Consider the following 16,032-nt stretch of genomic DNA (forward strand, 5'->3'; position numbering starts at 1 on the left):
CCGACAAAAAATGTGTTATTTATCGAGTGCTTTTACATCAAGACCTGCGTTAAGCATAGCTATCAATGCTTGAACATGGATCAATGCGCACATTTTTTCTTTAACCATTCCGGCCAGCCATGGGCGTTTACCCACCTGCTCACGCCAGCGAACTTTTTCACTATTGAGCAGCTCCGTGCCCAGCAGCTTGGTACACGCCAAGCCCCATAAACTTTCGCCTAACATGACGATGTATTGATAATCGTCTTTGTAGCTCTCGTCACGCAGCTTTTCAGCCATCACCCATTTGGCAGTATCCACCACGTCCAACTGCGCGTCGCGGTTGGTTTGTAAGCCTAAATACCACCCCGGGCGACCAATCAGGTGATTGAGGCTGCTCTTGCGATGAATTCCGCCCAGTTCGTCCAATGGCACAGCAAAGGTCACGCCATTGACATCAAAGTAGAGCACTTGAAAGGCTTCATTGCGAACCGAATTGTCCCAAAGTCCTAGGTCAAAACCACCGGTTTGCGTTTGAGGAGCTTGCTCAACTTCAGGCTCAGCAACCCCTTCATCCAACGTGGGTTCCAACGTCACCACGTCCGGCTCAACCCGTTCAACGGTGTCGACGAGCGGCTCATCTGCAACGACGTCTGTCATCACCTCAGCAACAGGCTCAATATCCCATTCCTGAATTTCGTCCACGACGTCGGCCACATCCAGATGCTGTGCAATCTCGATGGTGTTTTGTTCCATCACCTCTTCGAGATCCAGCTCCGCCACTGGGTTGCTGTTTTCCAGCTGGCTCAGCAAACGCTGAACGTCATCCAGATTCGGCAGTTCAATCTCGTCGAGTTCTTGTTCGAAATAACTCTTTTCTGGCACCGATTGCAACATCGGTTCCAGTGCAGGCTCTGACTCGGGCTGTGGTTGCGGCGCAAGCTCCTCTTCACCCAGCTCCTCATCAAGCAGAGCGGTGAAGTAATCATCTAGCGCTTGTTCACTCGACAGCAACGGGCTACTCATTGATAGCAAGCCTCTCTAAAAACAGCAGTAATTGCTTATACGCAAACACACCCCGGCTACCTTCCGCAAAATGGGATGCAGGTAAACGTTTCAAACTCGCGTCCCGGAATTTGGTATCAATCGGCACCGCCGAGGTCCATACCTGCTCCGGATAATCTTTCTTCAACTGATTTAATGTCTGCAATGATGCGCGAGTTCGTTTATCGTACATCGTCGGGACAATGGTGACCTTGAATTCTCGGTTGCGCGATTTCTGCATAATGGCCAACGTACGCACCATGCGCTCCAAGCCTTTCATCGCCAGAAACTCGGTTTGTACAGGAATCAAAATACGGTCACTCGCGGCAAGCGCATTCACCATCATCACCCCAAGAATCGGCGGGCAGTCAATCAACACGTAATCGTAGCGCTGACGCAAAGCCAGCAACGCGCGTTTGAGGATCAACCCCATGCCGCTGCGATTGCCCATCACGCGATCCAACGTTGCCAGCGACATGTGCGCTGGAATCAGGTCAATGCCTTCCACATCGGTACGCAGAATCAGAGGCTCCACCGTGTGTTCGGTATATTCACGCAGTTGAAACAGATCAAACAGGCTCGCAGGCACACTATCGGAGTCATACCCCAGATAGGTAGTCAGCGACGCATGGGGATCGGTGTCCACCAACAACACACGCTTGCCTTGCTTACTCAACAAGCCCGCCAATGTGATGGTGGTTGTGGTTTTACCGACGCCGCCTTTTTGGTTGGCTACACTCCAAACAATCATAGCGCTCCTCAGGCCAAGCCCACTTCGACCAACATGCGCTCAGCGATGCGGTCCAACGGTAAATCTTCGCTTGAGATGCCGGCTTTCGCGACCGCTTGTGGCATGCCATACACCACGCAACTGTCTTCGTCTTGGGCCCAAATCGTGGCGCCTGCATTTTTCAGCATACGCGCGCCTTCACGACCATCGGCACCCATACCGGTCAACACCATTGACAGTACTTTGTCGCCGTAAATTTTTGATGCCGAACCAAAGGTCACATCCACGCACGGTTTGTAGTTCATACGTTCGCCGCCATCGATAATACGCAGCTTCGCCGCACCAGGACGACCTTCCAACATCATTTGCTTGCCACCCGGCGCAAGATACGCCACGCCCGGACGCAACACGTCACCGTCTTCGGCTTCTTTCACTTGGATCTTGCACAGCGAATTCAAACGGCTAGCAAACGCGGCCGTAAATGTCGCTGGCATATGTTGAATCAGCACGATCGGGTGAGGATAATTGGCCGGCAACTTGGTCAGAATTTTTTGCAGCGCCACCGGACCACCGGTTGAGGTGCCAATTGCCGTCAATTGATACTTCTTACCACTGGCTTTAAAACGAGCCGATGCCACGACGGGGCGACTTTGAGTCAACGACGACGTGGATGAAGACGTGCGGTTAAGCAAGCTCGATGGCGATGCTGGCGTTGGTGATGAGGTCGCCGGACGTGAGACGACCGGGCGACGCATAAACGCTTTCTTTGACGCGATTTGAATGACACGTTGTTGCAGCAGCGACACCGCTTCATCGCGGTTACGAGCTATGTCTTCAAATTTTTTCGGTAAGAAATCCAGCGCACCAGCGTCCAACGCATCTAGGGTCGCTTTCGCGCCATCGTGCGTCAGGGATGAGAACATCAAAATTGGCGTCGGATTGGCGGCCATGATTTCACGAACGGCGCTAATGCCGTCCATCACAGGCATCTCAATATCCATCGTAATGACATCGGGTTTGAGGCGCTGGGCTTTATCCACTGCCTCTCTGCCGTTAGTCGCGACATCAATCACTTCTAAACGCGATTCGGAGTTAATGATTTCACTCACACGGCGTCTGAAGAAGCTTGAATCATCAACAACTAATACTTTAATCGCCATAGTTATCCTTATCTTGGGTGGTCAACTAGATTCGCGATGCCGCAGCGTACTGCTTGAGCAAATCCGGCACATCCAGAATGAGTGCGATATGACCATCACTGGTAATGGTTGCGCCCGCCATACCTGGCGTGCCTTGCAGCAGTTTGTCCAGCGGCTTGATCACCACCTCTTCCTGACCAATCAGTGCATCAACCACGAAACCGACACGTTGGCTACCGATCTGTACGATAACCACGTGGCCATGACCTTTACGCGCTTCCACTCGACCTGCCTGTGGCGCGAGCCAGTTTTGCAGATAGAATAGCGGAATCGATTTGTCACGAACGATGATCGTTAGCTGACCATCCACCACGTTGGTGCGGCTCAAATCCAAATGGAAAATTTCGTTCACGCTTGCCAATGGCAGCGCAAATGGGTGACCGGCAACGCCCACCATCAAGGTTGGCAGAATGGCCAGTGTCAACGGCACTTTAATCGTGATCTTGGTGCCTTTCCCTAATTCAGAGTCGATATCAATCGAACCGTTGAGCGTGTTGATCGCAGTTTTCACCACGTCCATGCCCACACCACGACCCGAGATATCCGAGATTTTTTCTTTACTGGAGAAACCCGGCGCAAAGATAAGATTGAAACACTCTTTGTCAGACAGACGCGCTGCCGCATCTTCATCCATCATGCCGCGTTTCACCGCAATACCACGCAGCTTATTCGGATCCATACCGCCGCCATCATCGACGATCGCCAGTTCGATATGATCCCCTTCCTGCGACGCAGAAAGAATCACTTTACCGGTACGCGGTTTACCCGCTTTGACGCGGTCATCCGGCATTTCAATACCGTGGTCGACTGAGTTACGCACCAAGTGGATCAATGGATCCGCCAGCGCCTCAACCAAGTTTTTATCTAGGTCGGTTTCTTCACCGCGCATTTCCAGCACGATGTCTTTTTTCAGGTTACGCGCCAAGTCACGAACCACGCGCGGGAAACGACCAAACACTTTCTTGATCGGTTGCATGCGGGTTTTCATCACCGCGCCTTGCAAGTCCGCCGTGACCACATCCAAGTTTGCAACCGCTTTTGACATTTCTTCGTCGTTGCTGTTGAGGCCCAAGCTCAACAGTCGGTTACGCACCAGAACCAGCTCACCCACCATGTTCATGATGGTATCCAGCGTTGAGGTGTCCACACGTACGGTGGCTTCCGCTTGCGGTTTCTTCGCACCACCAGCCGCTGCCACTTCACGTTTTTCAGCAGGCTCGTCCACCACTTTCGGTGTGGGCGCTGCTTTCGCGGGTGCAACTTTAGGGGTGCTTTGTGCTGCAGGTTTTGCCGCAGGTGCTTTCGGTGCAGATGCTTTTGGCGCTGGCGCTGAAGCCGGGTTCTCGCTGACTGGGCGAGTCGCCATGTCCAGCTCTTCCGGAGAAGGACCTTTACCCGCACCGTGCAGTTCATCAAGCAGTTTTTCAAACTCTTCGTCGGTCATCAAATCGCTGTCTGAACCGGCAGAAGGTGCTTTGGCTGCAGGTGCTTTCGGTGTTGGCGCTTGAGGCGTTGGCGGTGTCTCCGGCGCATTCAGTGACGGCCCTTTGCCTTTGCCATGCAGCTCATCCAGAAGACGTTCGAACTCGTCATCAGTAATGTCGCCGCTTGCATCGCTACTTGCCGGTGCTGGCGTCGGTTGTGTTGGCGCAGCGGGTGCTGCCGCTTGAGCATCTGCGCCCGGAGCGCGGCCTTTGCCATGCAGCTCGTCGAGCAGTTTCTCAAACTCGTCTTCGGTAATGTCGTCGATCGAATCGGCCTCAACGGCGCTGACGGGTTCGGCAGGGGCAATATCAGCCAATTCAGACTCAACTTCTTCAATCACGTCTTCGATCACCATCTCTTCAACGGCTTCTTCAACGTCATCGTTGTCTTCAGATTCAGGTCGGCACAGTTGATGAAGCTCTTCAAGCAACTCGGGATCTGCCGCTTCAAGCGGTTCATGCTCTTGGACTGCACGGAACTGTTCGTTGACGGTATCCAGCGCACGCAGCATGGTATCCATCAAACGAGGAGACACGCTGCGTTGACCGTTTCGCAAAATATCGAACACGTTCTCGGCACCGTGACACGTTTCTACCAGTTCAGTCAGAGATAAGAAACCTGCACCGCCTTTCACGGTATGAAAACCGCGGAAAATCGCGTTTAAAAGGTCTCGGTCTTCTGGATTATTCTCTAACTCGACTAGCTGTTCAGACAGCAGTTCGAGAATTTCACCCGCTTCAACCAAAAAGTCCTGAAGAATGTCTTCGTCTAAATCGTAGCTCATACGTTACCCCTAAAATCCAAGACTCGATAGCAAGTCGTCTACTTCGTCTTGAGATGAAACCGCGTCACTGCGTTCATGAGGATTCAAAATTGGCCCCTCTGGATCAGTCGATGCTTTTTTGGCTTTGTCTTGTTGTTCTATGTGATTGCTGCCAAAGACTGTCAAAATATCGACCAGACGTTTTTCGACTTCATTCACGAGTGTAATCACGCGACGAATAATCTGCCCAGTCAGGTCTTGGAAGTCTTGAGCCATCAGAATTTCGGTCAATTGCCCGCGCAATTCACTGCTGTCACCTTCTATTTGAGAAAGAATGTTGTCGATTCGGTGACACAATGCTTTGAACTCACTCAGTTCAATTTTACCATGCATCAGTTCGTTCCATTGAGGACGAACCAACAGTAAGCTCTCGTGCAAACTGTCTGCTATCGGCATGCAACGATCCACGGCGTCCATGGTCTTGTTGGCAGCAATTTCTGTTTTTTCAATGACGTACTGTAATCTGTCTCGCGCATCAGGTATTTCGTCATTGGCGATCTCGCTCATGCGATCATCGATATGGAACTGCTTCAGCGAATCATGCAGTTCGCGCGTCAGTTCACCAATCTCCTGCAGCATCGGATTGCGTTCCGATTCGTACATCTGCTTGAGTAAAAGATTGGCGCTGTCTTGCTGTCCATTCTCGAGTAATTGAACGAGTTCTTTGGCTTGTTCTAATGAAATCATCCGGTAATTAACCTTTCACGCGTTTGAATAGAGCAAACTTTTGTTCTCACGAAAGTTCTTAGAGACGCTCGAAGATTTTTTCTAGTTTTTCTTTCAGCGTCGCCGCGGTGAATGGTTTAACGATGTAGCCGTTAACGCCAGCTTGAGCCGCTTCGATAATCTGTTCGCGTTTTGCTTCGGCAGTGATCATCAGTACCGGCAGGTGTTTCAATTCGTCGTCCGCGCGAATGTTTCTCAGAAGATCAATGCCTTGCATGCCTGGCATGTTCCAATCTGTGACCACGAAATCAAATTCACCCTTTTTAAGCATCGGCAATGCCGTCAAGCCATCGTCCGCTTCTTGAGTGTTATTGAAACCCAGATCGCGGAGTAGGTTTTTTACAATACGGCGCATTGTTGAAAAATCGTCAACAATAAGGATCTTCATGTTTTTATTCAAAGTTGCCTCCACTGAGTTCGAAATCAGTGATATTTAGTCGTTTTGTGTCCAAGAGCTCAATTTGGTTCTCAGACGTTGCATTGCTTGGCTCAGTATTTGGCTCACGCGGGACTCACTCACGCCAAGTACTTCACCAATTTCTTTCAAGTTTAGCTCTTCATCATAATAGAGCGAAAGTACTAAAGCTTCACGCTCAGGAAGTGATTTTATTGACTCAACCAATGCTTTGCGGAACGATTCGTCTGCCACACCTTTAAAGGGTGAATTGTCTTCATCGTCATCCACTGGCGAAATGGCATCGTCTGTCACACCTAAGTCTTCAATTCCGACAATTCGTGAACAGTTTATGTCGGTTAACACGCTATGATATTGATCTAACGACATACCCAGATGTTTTGCGACTTCACTGTCGGTCGGATCGCGATTCAGCTCTCCTTCCAACACTGCAATTGCCTGACCGATTTCACGATTGTGCTTGTGCACCGATCGTGGCACCCAGTCACCACGTCGAATATCGTCGAGCATTGCGCCCCGAATACGAATTCCGGCGTAGGTTTCAAAACTCGCACCTTTACTTCCGTCGTAGTTCTTCTGTGCTTCAAGCAAGCCGACCATGCCGGCTTGTATTAAATCTTCAATAAGGACACTGGGAGGTAAACGCCCGATTAAATGATGAGCTATACGCTTAACCAGCACGGAATATTTATCCAGAAACAATTTCTGGCTATTCATATTGCCGTACTGATCATAAGTAAGCGCTTTATTCACCGAATGGTTCCCCTACTATTTCTGACCGATTAAGTAGCCTTTCCACAAAGAATTCTAAATGCCCACTTGGGGTTCTTGGGATCGGCCAAGTTAAGGCCTTGTTCGCCAGCGAGCTAATCGCTAACGCTGCGGGTGAACGCGGGAAGGCATCCACCACAATTTTTTGTCTTTTGACTGCCTGACGTACATTATCGTCCAAAGGAATACAGGCGACGAGTTCGAGGCTAACATTCAGGAAGCGCTCTGTGACTAACGTCAACTTCGCGAACAACTCCCTGCCTTCACGATAGCTCCTGACCATGTTCGCAACAATCTTAAATCGCTGAACTTGGTGTTCTCTGCTCAAAAGTTTGATCAATGCATATGCATCCGTGATAGAAGTCGGTTCATCGCACACCACCACCACGACATCTTGCGCGGCTCGTGAAAAGCTGACCACCATGTCGGAGATACCGGCTGCGGTATCCACCAGCAAAATGTCCATCTCATCTTCGAGCGAGCCAAATGCACGAATCAACCCCACATGTTGCGCGTGGGACAGTTCGGTCATCGACTGCGTTCCAGACGTGGCGGGAATGATACGGATACCGTGCGGACCGTCAACGATCGCATCTTTGAGTTCGCATTCCCCGGCGAGAACATGACCTAAATTGCGTTTGGGGCGAATGCCGAGCATCACGTCCACATTCGCTAATCCTAGGTCAGCATCCAGCACCATGACTTTTTTTCCCTGGCGAGCCATGCAAATGGCCATACCCAGAGTCACATTTGATTTGCCCACGCCCCCTTTACCACCAGTCACCGCGATGACTTTGGTTACAGAAGGCTGGGTTAAACGACGTAAGCCGCTTGCTTGGTCATATATCATTTTGTTCGTCATAATCTGTCCGCCGCCTAGAATCTCTCTGAATCACTGTTCCAGTAATGAGGTTCATCTTCTGTCGACTTCTCTAGCAACTCGTTTGCCTTCGCTACCATGTATTTGGGCTGAGCAATCACTATGTCTTCGGGTACCCGCTGACCATTGGCGATGTACGCCACTGGCAACGAATTTTGAACTACAACACTGACAAATTCGCCTAAGCTCAAACACTCATCGAGCTTAGTCATAATGCACCCAGAAAGAGGAATTCTTCTGAAGTGCTCAATGGTTTCCTGCAACACTTTGCGTTGTGCGGTTGCCGGCAACACCAGATAACTGTGAATGATTTCACCACTCTCTTGCATGAGGGTGTCGAGCTGCTCTGACAGGCGCACATCGCGCTGCCCCATACCCGCTGTATCCACCAAAATCAGGCGACGATTACGTAGCTGGTATATTACATCGGCTAACTCATTGGAATCTTTAGCAACTCTTACAGGGCATCCCATAATTCGTCCGTAAATGGACAATTGTTCATGGGCACCGATACGGTAGGTGTCGGTGGTCACCAGGGCGACATTATCGGAGCCGTACTCCATCGCTGCACGTGCAGCCAGCTTCGCCACCGTGGTGGTTTTACCCACGCCCGTTGGCCCTAGCAACGCAACCACGCCACCGCGTTTGAGAATGTCTTGTTTCACCACCGGAATTTGGTCGGAGACCAAACCTAGTAACGCTTTCCACGCTTTTTGCGGTTGCGTATCTTCGGGAATATAACAGGCCAGTTGGTCCGCCAAATCCAATGACACACCCATGCGCTCAAGACGTTTGATCAACATTGCGCGCAGCGGTTCACGGCGTTCCACTTCCTGCCACATCAAACCGGACACTTGATGCTCCAACAAACGACGAATCGACGTCATTTCTTCGCGCATATTCTCCAGTTCATTGGGATTGGCAGGCGCTTCTTCTTCACGTTGACGTTCGTAGCGAGATGGGTCCAAGCGTGGACGACCACGCGATTCAGAACGCTCTTCCGCCAACAATTTGGCCAGTGGCGATTCATTGCTGAGCTGTCGTGCGAGCGGTGAACGATTGTCTGATGTGCGATTATCAGCCAAACGGTTATCGGCCAAACGCTTATCGGCCAAACGCTTATCGGCACCATAGTTGTCCGACTGGCGTTTCAGCAGCGCAGACAGTGAATCTTCGTTTTCTGCACGATGCGATGGCTCATCTTCTTGCGCGCCATTGCTGTACTGCTTGAGCATGTTGGCAAAGCGTTGCGTCATCGAATTGCCGTTCCCTGCGCCGTTAAGGCTCACGCGGTCATCTTGCAATTCTCGACGCGTCGCTGTGTTTTTCAGTGCGGGCGATGCCTGAGTGCCGACGTGTCTTGGTTGTGAACTGTACTGTTTCGGTGCTGCCGGTGCGACGGATGCACTTTCACCGTCAACGGCCGCCACGATTTCGACGCCACCCGCGACTTTTTTGTTTGACATGATCACCGCCTCTGCGCCGAGCTCTTCTTTCACTTGAAGCAGCGCTGTTCTCATGTCTTTGGCAAAAAATCGTTTAATTTTCAAAGCAGCTATCCATTATTAAGTGAGGACGTTCAGTTGCCGACCGCCTGCACAATGCGAATTTGTTTTTCGTCTGGTATCTCTTGATACGACAGCACTCTTAGGTTCGGAATCGTATTTTTGACGAATTTAGCCAAGGTAGAACGTAGGACACCGGATGTCAGTAGTACCGCCGGTTCGCCTTTCAGTTCCTGCTCTTGCGTTGCTTGGCTTAATGCCATCTGCAAGCGCTCCGCCAAGCCAGGTTCAATCCCTGCCGATTCTCCGCCTGAAGCCTGCATGGTTTGATGCAAGATTTGTTCCAGCTCAGGAATCAACGTAATGACCGGAAGCTCTGGTTCTATGCCATTGATTTCTTGAACGATTAGGCGTTTCAGCGCAATACGAACCGCCGCAGTCAGAATGTCGGGTTCTTGACTCTTACTTGAATATTCAGACAAGGTTTGCACGATGGTTCGAATATCGCGAATCGGAATCGCTTCATGCAGCAAGTTTTGCAGCACTTTGACCACCACGCCCAATGCCAATTGATCCGGCACAAATCCATCCACCAAACGCGGCGCCGAACGGCCGAGCATTTCCAGCAAGTTCTGCACTTCTTCGTGACCAATCAGTTGCGCGGCGTTGTTGGTCAGCAGTTGGCTCAAATGCGTCGCCAACACGGTGGATGAGTCGACCACGGTGTAGCCCAGCGCCTGAGCGTGTTCCCGCTGCTCTTCGCGAATCCACACCGCCTCCAGACCAAACGCCGGGTCATAGGTGTGTTCGCCATCAATCATGCCATACACTTGGCCGGGGTTGATGGCCAGTTCTTGATCGGGGCGAATCTCTGCTTCCCCTACAGCCACGCCCATCAGCGTGATGCGGTAGCTGTTTGGCGTCAGTTCGAGGTTATCGCGAATGTGCACCGGCGGAATGAGGAAACCAAAATCTTGCGATAGTTTCTTGCGCACCCCTTTGACGCGCTCCAACAGCTCGCCGCCTTGGTCGCGGTCTACCAATGGGATCAGGCGATAGCCCACTTCCAAACCAATCACATCGACGGGCTGAACATCGTCCCAAGACAGCTCACGTTGGGTGGGCGCATCGCCCTCCACTTTGGCTGGTAACTGGGCATCGCTTTCGGCTTTTTTCTGTTTCCGTTGAATCAGATACGCACCACCACCCGCCAAAATAGCTAAACTCAAGAACGAGAAATGCGGCATGCCCGGCACGATACCCATCACCCCAAGAATCGCCGCAGTGATCATCAGCGCTTTCGGGTTATCGAACAGTTGGAAGATAACCTGTTGACCCATGTCTTCATCGGTATTTTGACGCGTCACCATGATCGCAGCGCCGATTGACAGCAACAACGACGGGATCTGAGCCACCAGACCGTCACCGATGGTCAGCAGGGTATAAATTTGGATGGCTTCGCTAAAGCCAAGGTCGTATTGAATCATCCCGATGGTCAGACCGCCGAGGATGTTGATAAACAGGATCAGGATACCGGCAATCGCATCCCCTTTCACAAACTTGGACGCACCGTCCATTGAGCCGTAAAAGTCCGCCTCTTTGGTGACTTCAAAACGGCGTGTGCGCGCCTGCTCTTGATCGATCAAACCGGCATTCAAGTCGGCATCAATCGCCATCTGTTTGCCCGGCAACGCATCCAAGGTAAAGCGTGCGCTCACCTCTGAAATCCGGCCCGCACCTTTGGTGACGACCATGAAGTTGATGATCATCAGAATGAGGAACACCACCAAACCGACGGCGTAGTTCCCGCCAATCACGACGTTACCAAACGCTTCGATCACGTTACCCGCAGAGCCCGGCCCTTCATGTCCGTACAGTAAAACCACCCGCGTCGAGGCCACGTTCAGCGCCAAGCGAAGCAAGGTCGCAATCAAAAGCACGGTAGGGAATGCGGCGAAATCCAGAGGTCGCCGGGTATACACGGTCACCAACAACACCACCATCGACAAAGCAATGTTGAAGGTAAAAAACAAGTCAAGCAGGAAGGCGGGCATCGGCAGCACGACCATCGCCAACGTGGCCAATACCATGATCGGCGCACCGATCGCAGGCATGCTACGTTGAGGGATGTTGGGCAATTTGTCCGCAAATGGCAGAGTAAACTTCATAGGCTGCTAGCAATTAGTGGTTGAAAATTAAGAGACGCAACAAGACGTTGGCGTTGTGATGCAAGTTTTAGTCCATACCAAGTGTCAAAAACTTGGCTAGGCGTTCTCTCGTTTGGCTTGGCGAGAAAAACATGCCCCATTAAAAAAGGTTGCCCGCAGACAACCTTTTTCTCGCGTCCTTCCCTTACGGGTGGACGTTCCAAGCCACTTTGCCCTGGCGGGTGTGGGGATCGTAGTCAATGCACATCAAGCCCGAGGTCGGGAACATCGGCGGAACCATATCCGCCACAAACTCGGAAGCCAGATAGCCCACCAACGGCAGATGTGACACCAACAGCAGCGAGTCGAGCGTTTCCAACTCAACCAGCGCCGCTAAATATTCAAACACACTCTCAGCCTGACCATAAGGCGTAATGTCGTCACAAATCTGCACGTGGCGAGCAGAAAAATAACGTGACACTTCCTGCCACGTTTGCTGCGCACGAAGATAAGGGCTGACCAAAACTTTATCGATAGTATGCAGATCTTGTTGTTCGATACAGGCACGGGCAACCGCGACTGATTCGCTGCGACCTCTGTCTGTCAAAGCTCGCTCTGCGTCGCTGGCTGCATAGTGATGCGCTTCACCATGACGCATGATAAATATTTTCATTAGGTATACCTATTTGCTCTTCTACACACAGGCAGTCTGATGCTGCTTTGTCGCCGATTATAGCAATCCCTAAAGTAAAGACTTAGACCGGGGTAACAGTCTATTAAAAAGTCAGCTTTAGGACTAGAATGACATTCTGCTCAAAAAATCACAGGCTTGAATTTGCGCCGTTTCGTTTCAACGCCATACTTAAAAAATCAAAGCCCTATCGGAGAACTTCTGTGCACATTAGCCCAAATGATTCAAATAGCTACCGACATCTGACTCTGTCCAATTCGTTGCGTGTGCTGTTGATCCACAATGAAAGTGCTCAGAAGTCTGCCGCCGCGTTAGCCGTTAAGGTTGGCCACTTCGACGATCCTAAAGAACGCGAAGGGTTAGCCCATTATCTGGAACATATGCTGTTTTTAGGTACGCGAAAATACCCTAAAGTGGGCGAATTTCAAAGCGTAATTAATCAGCACGGCGGAACCAATAATGCGTGGACTGGAACGGAACACACGTGTTTCTTCTTCGATGTATCACCGAACGTGTTTGAAAAAGCGCTCGATCGTTTCAGCCAATTTTTCACCGCGCCGCTGTTTAATGCCGAAGCCTTAGACAAAGAGCGCCAAGCGGTCGACTCCGAATACAAACTCAAACTGAGCGATGATTCTCGCCGTCTCTATCAAGTGCAAAAAGCCACCATTAACCCGGCGCACCCGTTTGCGAAGTTCTCGGTTGGCAACCTTGAGACACTCGGCGACCGTGACGGCAGCAACATTCGTGACGAAATCATCGCGTTTCACGAACAACACTATTCTGCCGATTTGATGACGCTGGTCATCATGGGACCGCAAAGCCTTGATGAGCTCGAACACTGGACGCGCGACACATTCAGCGCGATTGAAAACCGTCATTTGGCGGACAAAGTCATTGATGAACCCTTTGTCACGCCGGAACAAACGGGGTTGATGATTCAGGTTGAGCCACTCAAAGAAATTCGCAAACTCATCATGAGTTTTCCGATGCCCAGCACCGATGCCTATTATCAGCGTAAGCCGCTGTCCTACTTTGCCCATTTGATTGGTTATGAAGGCGAAGGCAGCCTGCTGCTTGCCCTAAAAGAGAAAGGATGGATCACATCGCTGTCTGCCGGTGGTGGTGCCAGCGGCAGCAATTACCGTGAGTTTTCCGTCAGTTGTGCCTTAACCCCGCTGGGGCTTGAGCACGTCGATGACATCATTCAAGCCTTATTTGAAACGTTAACGTTGATCCGCGAAAATGGGTTGAACGCATGGCGCTACACCGAAAAACGCGCGGTGCTGGAATCAGCCTTTCGTTTTCAGGAAACCTCACGCCCGCTGGATATCGTCAGTCATTTGGTGATCAACATGCAGCATTATGCCGCTGAAGACATCATCTACGGCGATTACATGATGCAAACCTATGACGAAGCGCTGCTGCGTGAAATTTTGACCTATCTGGTGCCAGAAAATCTGCGTGCAACGCTGATTGCACAAGGGCTGGACTACGACCGTGAAGCCGATTGGTATTTCACACCGTATTCCGTGCGCCCATTCAGCGCCCAACAAATGACCCAATTCCACCACCACAGCATGTCACTGCCACTTGAGCTGCCGGGAGAAAACCCGTTTATTTGTGATCAGCTTGACCCGCGCCCATTGGAAGACGACACCCAAACCCTGCCGCAAGTGGTACAGGATCTCCCGGGCTTTCGTCTGTGGCATCTGCAAGATACCGAATTCCACGTGCCGAAAGGTGTAATTTACATTGCCATCGATAGCCCACATTCCGTGGCGAGCACGCGCAATATCGTCATCACGCGCCTGTGCGTCGAGATGTTTCTCGACACGCTGGCCAAAGAGACGTATCAAGCAGAGATTGCCGGCATGGGTTACAACATGTACGCCCACCAAGGCGGCGTGACACTGACCATTTCCGGGTTCAGCCAGAAACAGCCACAACTGATGAAGATGATTCTCGATAAATTTGCCCGACGAGAATTCAGCGAACAACGGTTTGACACCATCAAACAACAGTTGCTGCGCAACTGGCGCAACGCCGCCCATGACCGCCCAATTTCACAGCTGTTCAATGCCATGACCGGCTTACTGCAACCCAATAACCCGCCCTACGGCCAATTGTTGGAAGCACTGGAAACGATCCACGTCGGTGAACTGGCCGAATTCGTAGAGAAGATCCTCGCGCAACTGCACATCGAAATGTTCGTGTATGGCGATTGGCAACAACACGATGCGATAGCCATGGCAGAAGTGCTCAAAGATGCACTGCGCGTCAAAAACCAGACTTACGAAGAGTCGTTGCGCCCGCTGGTGATGTTGGGCGACAACGGCACCTTCCAGCGTGAAGTGAATTGCGATCAAGATGATTCCGCGATCGTGGTCTACTACCAATCGAAAGATACCGAACCACGCAGCATTGCGCTGTATTCGTTGGCAAATCATCTGATGTCAGCCACCTTTTTCCACGAAATCCGCACCAAGCAGCAACTGGGTTATATGGTGGGCACAGGCAATATGCCACTCAATCGCCATCCGGGCATGGTGTTGTACGTTCAATCCCCCAATGCTGCCCCAGCGGAACTGATTCGCTCCATCGACGAGTTCCTCAATGCGTTTTACATGGTGCTACTGGAGCTCAACGAATATCAATGGCACAGCAGTAAACGCGGGTTGTGGAATCAGATTGCCACACCGGATCCAACACTGCGCACACGAGCGCAGCGTTTGTGGGTCGCCATCGGCAATAAAGACTGGACGTTCGATCAACGAGAAGTGGTTTTAGAAGAACTGAAACAGCTTAGCCGTTCCGACATGATTCGCTTTGTGGTGAATGAGCTGAAACCGCGCACCGCCAACCGACTCATTATGCACACACAGGGCAATGCGCACGAAGATGCAGAGCCGCTGAGTTTAGGCCAAGAAATCGGCTCAATTGAAGAGTTTCAACTGCGGCCAAAAGCGTACGATCTCGGTTAACGCTCCGATGCCACAATGGTTTTCAGGGTGTGTGGATGCAGTTTGATGCACACGCCCTGCCATTTAAACGCCACCGTTGGGTTGTTCAACCGCTCCCCTTCACCTTTCGGGCTCGACAATTTGGTTTTCACGCCCAATTCTGCCAACTTCGGCCATTGCTGCGCGAAGGCTGGAAAGCGCTGTAACAACTCATGGAGAAAGTCATCGGCGGTTTGCGCTTGTGATGGAATCACAAACTCCACATGTTCCCAGCTTTGCTGCGGATACGTTTTTCCCGGCGCGGGATACGGCAACTCTAAACACTCAATGCGCCACGGTTCAGCGACCAAAGGCTGATGAAATGCCATCACAATGATCGGGCGACCATTAATCTGCGCGCAGGAGATTTCTTCTGCTTCATCCAACCATGCCACATGAGCGGCTTTCGCCAATTCCAAATCATTGATTCTGAGTGCAATGTGGTCCAGCGTATGGGTGGATAAATCCATATGCAAAAGCTCGGATAATTGCTGAATTTTATGCATAAATTCTGCGAGTTTGTCTTTCATTTGAACAGGATGAAGGCCTGATTCCATCAGCGACTGAAGCATTTTAACTACTCAAAATAATGATTTGTCGTCGATGTTACCAAGATTCAACCGAAAAGTAGAAAA

Annotated in this window: 13 protein-coding genes; 1 reads left to right on the forward strand and 12 read right to left on the reverse strand. The window is 51.1% G+C overall.

All coding sequences use genetic code 11. The features are described 5' to 3' along the window. Positions 1-15: 15 nt before the first annotated feature. The 11 genes from ACS18Q_RS10380 to sixA all read right to left on the reverse strand — a co-directional run bounded on the left by ACS18Q_RS10380 (position 16) and on the right by sixA (position 12,377). Complete coding sequence (locus ACS18Q_RS10380; protein WP_441257063.1) at positions 16-1,005, reverse strand: chemotaxis protein CheW; 990 nt, start codon at positions 1,003-1,005, stop codon at positions 16-18. Further along, entirely contained in the window at positions 998-1,774 is a 777-nt protein-coding gene (locus tag ACS18Q_RS10385; RefSeq protein WP_004724531.1) for a ParA family protein, read from the reverse strand. Before ACS18Q_RS10385 ends, ACS18Q_RS10380 begins: the two co-directional genes overlap by 8 nt. Positions 1,775-1,782: 8 nt before the next feature. Further along, entirely contained in the window at positions 1,783-2,913 is a 1,131-nt protein-coding gene (locus tag ACS18Q_RS10390) for a protein-glutamate methylesterase/protein-glutamine glutaminase (protein ID WP_004724533.1), read from the reverse strand. Positions 2,914-2,938: 25 nt separating this feature from the next. Beyond that, complete coding sequence (locus tag ACS18Q_RS10395; RefSeq protein ID WP_004724535.1) at positions 2,939-5,221, reverse strand: chemotaxis protein CheA; 2,283 nt, start codon at positions 5,219-5,221, stop codon at positions 2,939-2,941. 9 nt (positions 5,222-5,230) lie between these two features. Further along, entirely contained in the window at positions 5,231-5,947 is a 717-nt protein-coding gene (locus ACS18Q_RS10400; protein ID WP_004724536.1) for a protein phosphatase CheZ, read from the reverse strand. A 58-nt stretch (positions 5,948-6,005) separates the two neighbouring features. Continuing rightward, entirely contained in the window at positions 6,006-6,374 is a 369-nt protein-coding gene (gene cheY / locus ACS18Q_RS10405; protein WP_038150782.1) for a chemotaxis response regulator CheY, read from the reverse strand. Positions 6,375-6,419: 45 nt separating this feature from the next. Then, entirely contained in the window at positions 6,420-7,154 is a 735-nt protein-coding gene (locus tag ACS18Q_RS10410; protein WP_014204643.1) for an RNA polymerase sigma factor FliA, read from the reverse strand. Further along, the gene (locus ACS18Q_RS10415) at positions 7,147-8,034 is read right to left on the reverse strand and encodes a MinD/ParA family protein (RefSeq protein ID WP_004724540.1); all 888 of its coding nucleotides are present in this window, start codon (positions 8,032-8,034) and stop codon (positions 7,147-7,149) included. Before ACS18Q_RS10415 ends, ACS18Q_RS10410 begins: the two co-directional genes overlap by 8 nt. 14 nt (positions 8,035-8,048) lie before the next feature. Beyond that, positions 8,049-9,572 (reverse strand): flagellar biosynthesis protein FlhF, encoded by a 1,524-nt coding sequence (flhF, locus tag ACS18Q_RS10420; RefSeq protein ID WP_441257645.1) that lies wholly within the window; start codon positions 9,570-9,572, stop codon positions 8,049-8,051. A gap of 59 nt (positions 9,573-9,631) precedes the next feature. After that, positions 9,632-11,725 (reverse strand): flagellar biosynthesis protein FlhA, encoded by a 2,094-nt coding sequence (gene flhA / locus ACS18Q_RS10425; RefSeq protein WP_004724545.1) that lies wholly within the window; start codon positions 11,723-11,725, stop codon positions 9,632-9,634. A gap of 184 nt (positions 11,726-11,909) precedes the next feature. Then, a complete protein-coding gene (sixA, locus tag ACS18Q_RS10430; RefSeq protein ID WP_004724546.1) occupies positions 11,910-12,377 on the reverse strand; it encodes a phosphohistidine phosphatase SixA in 468 nt (155 codons plus the stop codon). 221 nt (positions 12,378-12,598) lie between these two features. Here sixA and ACS18Q_RS10435 point away from each other — a divergent pair, with 221 nt between their 5' ends. After that, a complete protein-coding gene (locus ACS18Q_RS10435; protein WP_441257064.1) occupies positions 12,599-15,379 on the forward strand; it encodes an insulinase family protein in 2,781 nt (926 codons plus the stop codon). Here the strand turns inward: ACS18Q_RS10435 and ACS18Q_RS10440 are convergent. Then, positions 15,376-15,969: a VOC family protein gene (locus ACS18Q_RS10440; protein ID WP_004724550.1), complete on the reverse strand. Its 594-nt coding sequence runs from the start codon at positions 15,967-15,969 to the stop codon at positions 15,376-15,378. The two genes, ACS18Q_RS10435 and ACS18Q_RS10440, sit on opposite strands and share 4 nt — an antisense overlap. Between the last annotated feature and the right edge of the window lie 63 nt (positions 15,970-16,032).

The sequence above is a fragment of the Vibrio sp. Vf1514 genome (assembly GCF_052076135.1).
Taxonomy (GTDB): Bacteria; Pseudomonadota; Gammaproteobacteria; order Enterobacterales; family Vibrionaceae; genus Vibrio; species Vibrio furnissii.

Coding starts and splice junctions, on each gene's coding strand:
- ACS18Q_RS10380 (WP_441257063.1), bottom strand. CDS start 1,005: ATGAGTAGCCCGTTGCTGTCGAGTGAACAAGCGCTAGATGATTACTTC.
- ACS18Q_RS10385 (WP_004724531.1), bottom strand. CDS start 1,774: ATGATTGTTTGGAGTGTAGCCAACCAAAAAGGCGGCGTCGGTAAAACC.
- ACS18Q_RS10390 (WP_004724533.1), bottom strand. CDS start 2,913: ATGGCGATTAAAGTATTAGTTGTTGATGATTCAAGCTTCTTCAGACGC.
- ACS18Q_RS10395 (WP_004724535.1), bottom strand. CDS start 5,221: ATGAGCTACGATTTAGACGAAGACATTCTTCAGGACTTTTTGGTTGAA.
- ACS18Q_RS10400 (WP_004724536.1), bottom strand. CDS start 5,947: ATGATTTCATTAGAACAAGCCAAAGAACTCGTTCAATTACTCGAGAAT.
- cheY (WP_038150782.1), bottom strand. CDS start 6,374: ATGAAGATCCTTATTGTTGACGATTTTTCAACAATGCGCCGTATTGTA.
- ACS18Q_RS10415 (WP_004724540.1), bottom strand. CDS start 8,034: ATGACGAACAAAATGATATATGACCAAGCAAGCGGCTTACGTCGTTTA.
- flhF (WP_441257645.1), bottom strand. CDS start 9,572: ATGAGAACAGCGCTGCTTCAAGTGAAAGAAGAGCTCGGCGCAGAGGCG.
- flhA (WP_004724545.1), bottom strand. CDS start 11,725: ATGAAGTTTACTCTGCCATTTGCGGACAAATTGCCCAACATCCCTCAA.
- sixA (WP_004724546.1), bottom strand. CDS start 12,377: ATGAAAATATTTATCATGCGTCATGGTGAAGCGCATCACTATGCAGCC.
- ACS18Q_RS10440 (WP_004724550.1), bottom strand. CDS start 15,969: ATGCTTCAGTCGCTGATGGAATCAGGCCTTCATCCTGTTCAAATGAAA.